Genomic DNA, 9,530 nt, shown 5'->3' with positions numbered 1-9,530 from the left:
CCGTATGGAGAACAAAAAATAATTTATACAGATTGGACTGCAAGTGGTCGTTTTTACCGCCCAATTGAAGAGAAAATACTCAATCAATTTGGTCCGTTTGTGGCCAATACTCATACCGAAACTTCCATTACAGGATCTGCAATGACAATGGCATATCACAAAGCCAGAAACATTATTAAGGCACACGTAAATGCAAGTAAAGATGATGTGTTAATTACCGATGGTTTTGGAATGACAAGTGTGGTGAATAAGTTTCAACGCATATTAGGTTTAAAGGTTTCAGAGAATTTAAAGAATTACACAACTATACCAAATGATTTGCGTCCTATTGTGTTTATTTCTCATATGGAACATCATTCAAACCAAACATCTTGGTTAGAAACCATTGCAAATGTAGAAATTATACCTTGTGAAGATTCTGGTCTTATTTGTTTTAATAGTTTTGAAAAATTATTGGATAAATATAAAGATAGACCAATAAAAATTGCATCTGTTACTGCTTGTTCTAACGTAACAGGAATTAGAACTGATTATTACAAAATAGCCAAAATTATTCATCAAAATGGAGGTTTGTGTTTTGTAGATTTTGCCTGTTCTGCGCCGTATGTAAAAATTGACATGCATCCAACAGACGAAGAATCGTATTTAGATGCTATTTTCTTTTCACCACATAAATTTTTAGGTGGTCCAGGTTCATCGGGAGTGTTGGTTTTTAATAAAAAATTATATAAAAATTTAATACCCGATAATCCAGGAGGAGGAACAGTAAATTATACAAACCCTTGGGGAGATCACGATTATGTAGATGATATTGAAACCCGCGAAGATGGAGGAACTCCAGGGTTTTTACAAACTATTAAAACAGCACTTTCTATTCAGTTAAAAGAAAAAATGGGTGTTGAAAATATCTTAAAAAGAGAACACGAAATTAATGAAATTGTTTTTGAAAAATTATCAAAAATATCGAACCTTACTATTTTAGCCGATCAACATAAAGAAAGGTTAGGTATTTTTTCATTTTATATTAAAAATGCACATTTTAATTTAATTGTAAAATTATTGAATGATAGGTTTGGAATTCAAACGCGCGGAGGTTGCTCATGCGCTGGAACGTACGGTCATTTTTTATTACACGTAGATCAGCAAACATCTAAAGGTATAGAAAAACAAATATTGGAAGGTTGTATGGTTGAAAGACCAGGATGGATTAGAATGTCCATTCATCCAACTATTTCAAATGCTGAAGTGTTATATGTTTGTGAAAGTATAAAGCAAGTAGCTGAAAATCATTTAAAATGGTCTGAAGATTATGAATACAATGCTGCAAAAAATGAATACATTCATAAAACAGCAAAGTCTATAGAAACAGAAATAGTAAATAATTGGTTTGAAAAAGAATAATAGGGACACAAATTTTTTATATTTGATCCTCTTATAAAAAAAAGATTTAATGGATAATTTTATATTTTTTCTAAAGGCTGGTTTGTTTCATGTATTAGATTGGAAAGCCTACGATCATATACTTTTTTTAATTGCATTAGCAGTTGTTTATGATTTTAAAAACTGGAAAAAAATACTTTGGTTAATAACATTGTTTACCATTGGGCATACGTTAACGTTAATTTTAGCGGCCTATAAAGTTGTAAACGTAAGTTCACAATGGATAGAGTTTTTAATTCCGTTAACTATTATTATAACTGCGCTTGTAAACATATTTTATGGTAAAAACACTGCAAAACAAACCAAAACAAATACCAATTTAATTTTCGCCTTATTTTTTGGGTTAATTCACGGTTTAGGTTTTTCTGGCTATTTTAAAATGTTAATTGGTAGTTCAACAAGTAAATTTATTTCATTGTTAGAATTTGCTTTAGGAATTGAAATAGCTCAAATAATTATTGTTTTAGCTATATTAAGTTTAGGTTTTTTAGTGCAAAAAGTATTCAGATATTCAAAAAAAGAGTGGATATTAATTGTTTCATCTTTTGTTATTGGAGTAACTTTACCAATGCTAATTGGTGCCATCTTTTGGTAAAAAATTAACGTATCCTTTAACAGAAACATAGTAATTTAGAAGTTTTTAAAATAGAGATGAATATGAAGCAATTAAAATACGATCGGGCATATATGAGAATGGCGTTGGAATGGGCAAAACTGTCTCATTGCGAACGAAAGCAAGTAGGAGCTTTAATTGTGAAAGAAAGAATGATAATTTCAGATGGTTTTAATGGAACACCAACCGGATTTGAAAACTGCTGTGAAGAAGATGGAACTACAAAATGGTATGTTTTACATGCTGAGGCAAATGCTATATTAAAAGTTGCAGGTTCAACACAATCTTGTAAAGATTCTACGTTATATATTACATTGTCGCCTTGTAAAGAGTGTAGTAAATTAATTCATCAGTCTGGTATTAAAAGAGTTGTGTATGCAGATGAATATAAAGATACTTCTGGATTAGAGTTTTTAAAAAAAGCAGGTGTAGAATTGACCTATCTTAAAGATTTAAAATGAGTAAAAAAAGAACATATTTACCCTTAATTATTGGAATTGCCATTGCTGTAGGGATTTTTATTGGATCAACATTGAATTTTAAAAACAAATCGGTTTTATTTAATTCAAATTCCAAAGAAGCAAAAATTAAACGATTAATAAATTACATTCAATATGATTATGTTGATAAAGTAAATACCGATAGTTTATTAGATAATGCAATCTCTGAGATGCTATTAAAATTAGATCCACATTCTGTATATATTCCAAAAGATGAATTGGGAGCAGTTACTGAAAGTATGGAAGGTAAATTTGTTGGTATTGGTGTATCTTTTTTAATGTATAATGATTCCGTTGCTGTAACTGGAGTAATTAAAGGTGGACCAAGTGAAAAAGCCGGTTTAAAAGCTGGAGATAGAATTATTGTAGCAGGAAAAGATTCTTTATTCGGAAAAAGCATTCAAAAATTAGCAGGTGTTTCAGATATAGAAAAAGGTTCTTTTTTGGCAAGTAGAAAAATATCAGATGCTGTTATGCAATCATTAAAAGGAGAGCCGCAAACGTCTGTAAACGTTACCGTTTTTAGAAGATCTGAAAACAAAAAATTAAAATTTAATATAGTTCGTGGTGAAATTCCTTTAAAAAGTGTTTCATCATATTATATGATTAATAAAGAGTTAGGATATATAAATATTGATCGATTTGCAAGAACAACCTATGATGAATTTAAAGAAGGCTTAGATGATTTAATTTCGAAAGGAATGAAATCTCTTGTGTTGGATTTAAGAGGAAATCCAGGTGGTTACATGGATATTGCAAATAGTATTATTGATGAGTTTTTAGAGGATGGAAAACTAATTGTATTCACAAAAAATAAAAATGGCGAGGTAGACAAATCTTTTGCCACTAAACGAGGAGATTTTGAGAATGGAAAAGTATATGTTTTAATAGATCAAAATTCAGCTTCTGCAAGTGAAATTGTAGCCGGAGCCTTGCAAGATAATGATAAAGGTGTTATTGTAGGAAGAAGATCTTTTGGAAAAGGCTTGGTACAGCAAGAAATGGATTTAGGAGATGGATCGGCGGTAAGATTAACAACTTCACGTTATTACACCCCAACAGGAAGGTCTATTCAAAAACCATACAATCATAAAGAAACAACTACTTATGATAACGAATATTTAGAAAGAATTCACAACGGAGAGCTTATTTTTAAAGACAGTATAAAGGTTGATGATGCTTTAAAATACAAAACCCCAAAAGGAAAAATTGTGTATGGTGGTGGTGGAATTATTCCAGATGTATTTGTGGCTATAGATACGGTTAATACGTTTAGTAATCAGCTTTATGGAGGTTTAAACGATTTTGTTTTTAAATATATTGATAATCATAGAGTGAAAATGAGTGCGTGGAAATTAGATGATTTTGTTGAAAAATTTGATAAAGACAATAAAGTTTTCAATCAGTATATAAAAGAATTAGATTTAAAAACACCGCTTTCGCCAATGGATAAAGAGAATTTAAAAGTGTATTTAAATGCTTTTATGGCTCGTAATTTATTTGATGAAACAGGCTATTTTATAATTACTCAAAAAAAGGACAGAATGATTTTAAAAGTTCTGGAATTAGAATCTAAAAAATAAATTTGACAACTACTAAAAACATATATTTCGCTTCTGATCAACATTTTGGTGCGCCAACGGTTGAAAAAAGTAAAATCCGTGAACAAAAATTTGTAAATTGGTTAGATTCCATAAAAGACGATGCAGAGCATATTTTTTTACTAGGTGATTTATTCGATTTTTGGTTTGAATATAAAAAAGCAGTCCCAAAAGGGTTTGTACGTGTTTTAGGAAAGTTAGCAGAATTAAGCGATAGCGGAATTAAAATTCATTTTTTTGTAGGAAATCATGACCTTTGGATGGAAGATTATTTTAAAACCGAATTAAATATTCCAACCTATTACAAACCAACCGAATTTGTATTTAATAATAAAACCTTTTTAATTGGTCATGGAGATGGTTTAGGACCTGGAGATAAAGGCTATAAAAGAATGAAAAAAGTATTTACTAATTCATTCTCTAAATGGCTATATCGTTGGTTACATCCTGATATTGGTATAAAATTAGCGCAATATCTTTCAATAAAAAACAAATTAATATCAGGAGAAGAAGATGTAACATTTTTAGGTGAAGAAAATGAGTGGTTAATACTGTATTGCAAGCAAAAATTAGCCCAAAAACACTACCATTATTTTTTGTTTGGACATCGCCATTTACCTATGGAAATTAATCTTTCTAAAACATCAAAATACATAAATACCGGAGATTGGATAACGCATTTTACCTATGCTGTTTTTAATGGCGATGAAATGTTGTTAAAATCTTATTAAACCTAGCCTTTTCAGTTATATTTTAACCAATTTTTAACAAGAATTTAAAAAATATTTCAGCTATTTGCATCGTGTTATAAAGCATGTAAAATTCACGCGTTTAAAAACAATAAATATGATTCAAGAAAATAATAGTTCCGTAGATATTAGAGCTATCAATGAAAAAATAGAAAAAGAAAGTGCCTTTGTTGATTTGTTGATTATGGAAATGAACAAAGTAATTGTTGGTCAGAAACATATGATTGAACGATTATTAATTGGTTTATTGGGTAATGGACATATTTTATTAGAAGGTGTGCCTGGATTGGCAAAAACACTTGCCATAAACACATTAGCAAAAGCCGTTCAGGGAGATTTTAGTAGAATTCAGTTTACACCAGATTTATTGCCAGCCGATGTTGTTGGAACAATGATTTACAGTGTAAAAGACAATGATTTTACTATTAAAAAAGGACCAATTTTTGCAAACTTTGTATTGGCAGATGAGATAAACCGTGCGCCTGCAAAAGTGCAATCGGCTTTATTAGAAGCAATGCAAGAGCGCCAAATTACAATTGGAGACACTACTTTTAAGTTAGATGTTCCATTTTTAGTAATGGCAACACAAAACCCTGTTGAGCAAGAAGGAACATATCCTTTACCAGAAGCACAAGTAGACCGTTTTATGCTAAAAACCGTAATTGACTATCCAAAAATGGATGAGGAGCAATTAATTATGCGTCAAAATTTAAACGATGGTTTTGCAAAAGTAAACGCTGTTGCATCTTTAGAGCAAATTAACAGAGCGCGTATGGCAGTGAAAGAAGTATACATGGATGAAAAAATTGAAAAGTATATTTTAGATATTATTTTTGCCACACGTTTTCCAGAAAAATATAATTTATCTGATTTAAAAGGATTGATAAGTTTTGGTGCTTCGCCACGTGGAAGTATTAACTTAGCAATGGCAGCAAAATGTTACGCTTTTATTAGAAGAAGAGGTTATGTAATTCCTGAAGATGTAAGAGCTGTAGTACACGATGTGTTACGTCATAGAATTGGAATTACCTACGAAGCTGAAGCTGAAAATATTACTTCAGAAGATATCATCAATAAAATTGTTAACGAAGTAGAAGTACCTTAGAGAGTTTAAATGTTTAAGGGTTTAGCTGTTTAATATAGTTAAACTAGTTACAATTACATAATTTAACAATTCAACAAATAAACAACAATTGGATACTAAAGAAATACTTAAAAAAGTTCGAAAAATTGAGATTAAGACACGTCGTTTGTCCGATCACATATTTTCAGGCGAATATCACAGTTCGTTTAAAGGACGTGGTATGACTTTTTCTGAAGTACGTCAATACCAATATGGTGATGATGTAAGAGCAATTGACTGGAATGTTACCGCACGTTACAACGAGCCCTTTGTAAAGGTTTTTGAAGAGGAACGTGAGTTAACTATGATGTTAATGATTGATGTAAGCGGATCTGAATTTTTTGGAACCACACAACAATTTAAAAGAGATACTATTACAGAAATTGCCGCAACATTAGCGTTTTCAGCAATTCAAAATAATGATAAAGTTGGTTTGTTGCTTTTTTCGGATGAAGCAGAATTATTTATTCCGCCAAAAAAAGGGAAAAGTCACGTACTACGTATAATTAGAGAATTAATAGATTTTCAACCAAAAAGCAAAAAAACAAGTGTTAACAATGCATTAAAATTTTTGTCGAGTGTAATGAAGAAAAAAGCCATTGTATTTGTGCTATCAGATTTTATGGATGATCATTACGAACATACTTTAAAAATTGTTGGCAGAAAACACGATGTTACTGGAATTAGAGTTTTTGATAAACATGATGCTGAAATGCCAAATTTAGGAATGGTACCAATGTTAGATGCTGAAACTGGTAAAACAATGTTAGTAAATACAGCTTCAAAAAGTGTGAGAGATAGCTATACAGCACATTATTTAAATTCGGTAAATTATTTTGAAAAATCTTTTAATCATAGTGGTGCAGGAATTATTAGTACTAGAGTTGATGAAAGTTATGTAAAAAAATTACTAGGTTATTTTAAACAAAAAGGAGCAAGATAATTAATGAAATTGATTGGAGCGATAGAGGTTAAAATGAAAAAACAGGTTTTATATTTTATATTGTTTGTTGGGTTTTTTGGGTATGCTCAAGAAAATCCAGTATCTATTTCGGTAGATACAACTGCCATTAGAATTGGTGAGCAAATTCATTATAAAATTTTAGTAAAAGGAAAAAACAATATCATTTTTCCAACACTTAAATTAGATAGCTTAAGAAAAGTTGAACTAGTTGAAGCTTTACCAACCGATACTTTAAAAAATCAACTTGAAAAAAAGTACTTGCTAACAAGTTTTGATAGTGGTGTATATGTAATTCCGCAGCAAGTAATTTTAATTAATAATACAAAGTATCTTACAGATTCATTACTGATAAATGTAGCAACCGTAAAAGTTGATACATTAAAACAAAAAATGTTTGAAATTAAAGCTATTAAAAGTGAACCTAAAACTTTTGATGATTACAAACATTTATTATGGTGGCTTTTATTGCTAATAGCTGTTATTGCAGTAATTCTATATTTTGTATTCAGAAAGAAAAAAGAAGAAGAAGTAATTGTTTATGTTGCGCCAATTCAAGAAGCATTTTTACGCTTAAAGGAATTAGATGAAAAACAATTATTACAACAAAATAAAGTAAAAATTTACTATTCAGAATTAACAGATATTGTTAGAACTTATATAGAAAAAGATATTAAAATTCCGGCATTAGAATCTACAACTAACGAGTTGATAGAAACCATTAAAGATTTTAATGAATCTAGCAATATGGGTATTTCAAAAGAAACCATTCAACAGTTAAAAACAGTATTGCAAAGTGCCGATTTAGTGAAATTTGCAAAATCAAATCCAATTCTTGAAGAAATTAGAAGCGATAGAAATAGTGTTGAGAAAATTTTGAAAGACACCCAAACAGCAGTACACAAAAGCGATGCTGTTGAGGTTGAAGAAAATTTGGAGAATGCTATTAAAACTGTAACAAATCCTGCAAAGAAGAAGAAGAAAAATAATATTGTAAAATATGTTTTAATAGGAGTTGCTGTTATTGTACTTGTTTTAGGAGCTATTGGTTTTTACAGCTATAAATATGTTAAAGAAAATGTTATTGGAAATACATCATCAGAAATGATGGATAAACAATGGTATATATCTGCATATGGTTATCCGGCAATTACATTAGAAACACCAGAAATTTTAAAATCACTTTCAGTTCAAATGCCTGAAAATGGAATAGCTGCTGTTGGAGATTTTTCGAGCTATAATTACGGAAGTTTAATAGGTAATTTTTATATAGAAGTTTCAACTATTCACTTTTTTAGTGAATTAGAAAGTTTTGATTTAGATGGTGGTGTAGAAGGTGCATTAAATCAAATAGAAACAATGGCTGGAGTAGCGTTTAAAAATATTAAACAAGATGATGTTGAATTGAATGGAGTTAATGGAAAACAGGTTTATGCAAATTATAACGCTACAAATCAATTAACCCAAAAAGAGGAAGAGTATCAATTAACAATGTTGCTTTTTGCTAATACAAAGGCAATGCAGCAAGTGTTGGTGACTTGTTTAAGTAATGATCCTTCTGCAAAAAAGGTAAGTGAAAGAGTAATTAATTCAGTATCCATAAATAGATAAGTATGTTTGAGAATTTTGAATTTTTACATCCGCAGTTTTTATGGTTATTAGTACTAATACCAATTATTGCAATTTGGTTTTACGTAATTAGAAAAACAGATAGTGCAACGCTATTAGTGTCTAGCACCAAAGGTTTTCAGGCAAAACCATCTATAGTTTCTAAATTAAAACCAATTCTGCCAATATTAAGATTAGTTGCAATTACTTTGTTAATTGTTGCATTGGCTAGGCCAAGAGTAGTATCGGTAAGTCAACATACCAAAACAAACAAAGGAATTGACATTGTTATGGCAATTGATGTTTCTGCAAGTATGTTAGCCCGCGATTTAAAACCAAATAGGTTAGAAGCACTTAAAAAAGTGGCTGCACAATTTGTAAACCAACGTCCAAATGATAGAATTGGAATAGTGGTTTATGCAGGTGAAAGTTTTACCCAAACACCTATCACAAGCGATAAAAGAATAGTTCAAAAAACTATTTCAGAGTTAAGTTGGGGAAGCTTAGAAGGCGGAACTGCCATTGGAATGGGGTTGGGTTCTGCGGTAAACAGATTAAAAGATAGTAAAGCAAAAAGTAAAGTAATTATTTTATTAACTGATGGAGTTAATAATACAGGATTTGTAGATCCAAAAACAGCTACAGAATTGGCAATTGGATTGGGAATTAAAGTATATACCATTGGATTAGGAACAAACGGAATGGCATCATTCCCTTACGCAAAAGATCCTAGAACAGGTGAGTTATTGTTTAGAAATTTACCTGTTGAAATAGATGAAGCCTTGCTTAAATACATTGCAAAACAAACTGAAGGGAAATATTTTAGAGCTACAGATAACTCTAAATTAAAAGCCATTTATAACGAAATTAATAAACTGGAAAAAACAGAAATAGAGGAGTTTAAATATTATAACTATCAAGAAGATTACAGAATT

General features: G+C 30.3%; 9 protein-coding genes. All 9 read left to right on the top strand.

Annotated features, from left to right (window positions below; all coding sequences use genetic code 11):
* Positions 1-1,401, top strand: a 1,401-nt coding sequence (locus ABY298_RS12630; RefSeq protein ID WP_372746419.1) for an aminotransferase class V-fold PLP-dependent enzyme, incomplete at its 5' end; no start/stop codon positions are given.
* Positions 1,402-1,450: 49 nt separating this feature from the next.
* Positions 1,451-2,035: a HupE/UreJ family protein gene (locus ABY298_RS12625; protein WP_372746418.1), complete on the top strand. Its 585-nt coding sequence runs from the start codon at positions 1,451-1,453 to the stop codon at positions 2,033-2,035.
* A gap of 56 nt (positions 2,036-2,091) precedes the next feature.
* Positions 2,092-2,514: a cytidine/deoxycytidylate deaminase family protein gene (locus ABY298_RS12620; RefSeq protein WP_372746417.1), complete on the top strand. Its 423-nt coding sequence runs from the start codon at positions 2,092-2,094 to the stop codon at positions 2,512-2,514.
* Entirely contained in the window at positions 2,511-4,136 is a 1,626-nt protein-coding gene (locus tag ABY298_RS12615; protein ID WP_372746416.1) for a S41 family peptidase, read from the top strand. Before ABY298_RS12620 ends, ABY298_RS12615 begins: the two co-directional genes overlap by 4 nt.
* A complete protein-coding gene (locus ABY298_RS12610; protein WP_372746420.1) occupies positions 4,133-4,885 on the top strand; it encodes a UDP-2,3-diacylglucosamine diphosphatase in 753 nt (250 codons plus the stop codon). The genes ABY298_RS12615 and ABY298_RS12610 overlap by 4 nt, the downstream gene beginning before the upstream one ends.
* A gap of 115 nt (positions 4,886-5,000) precedes the next feature.
* A complete protein-coding gene (locus ABY298_RS12605; RefSeq protein WP_372746415.1) occupies positions 5,001-6,008 on the top strand; it encodes an AAA family ATPase in 1,008 nt (335 codons plus the stop codon).
* An 88-nt stretch (positions 6,009-6,096) separates the two neighbouring features.
* Complete coding sequence (locus ABY298_RS12600) at positions 6,097-6,969, top strand: DUF58 domain-containing protein (RefSeq protein ID WP_372746414.1); 873 nt, start codon at positions 6,097-6,099, stop codon at positions 6,967-6,969.
* Between the two features lie 3 nt (positions 6,970-6,972).
* Positions 6,973-8,598, top strand: a complete 1,626-nt coding sequence (locus ABY298_RS12595) for a hypothetical protein (RefSeq protein WP_372746413.1) — start codon at positions 6,973-6,975, stop codon at positions 8,596-8,598.
* Positions 8,599-8,600: 2 nt separating this feature from the next.
* A partial coding sequence (locus ABY298_RS12590; RefSeq protein ID WP_372746412.1) for a VWA domain-containing protein occupies positions 8,601-9,530 on the top strand: 930 nt, incomplete at its 3' end.

Origin of the sequence: Lutibacter sp., assembly GCF_041596795.1 — a bacterium.
Taxonomy (GTDB): domain Bacteria; phylum Bacteroidota; class Bacteroidia; order Flavobacteriales; family Flavobacteriaceae; genus Lutibacter.
The sequence above is the reverse complement of the archived record's forward strand: the minus strand, read 5'-3'. Positions and strand labels throughout refer to the sequence as shown.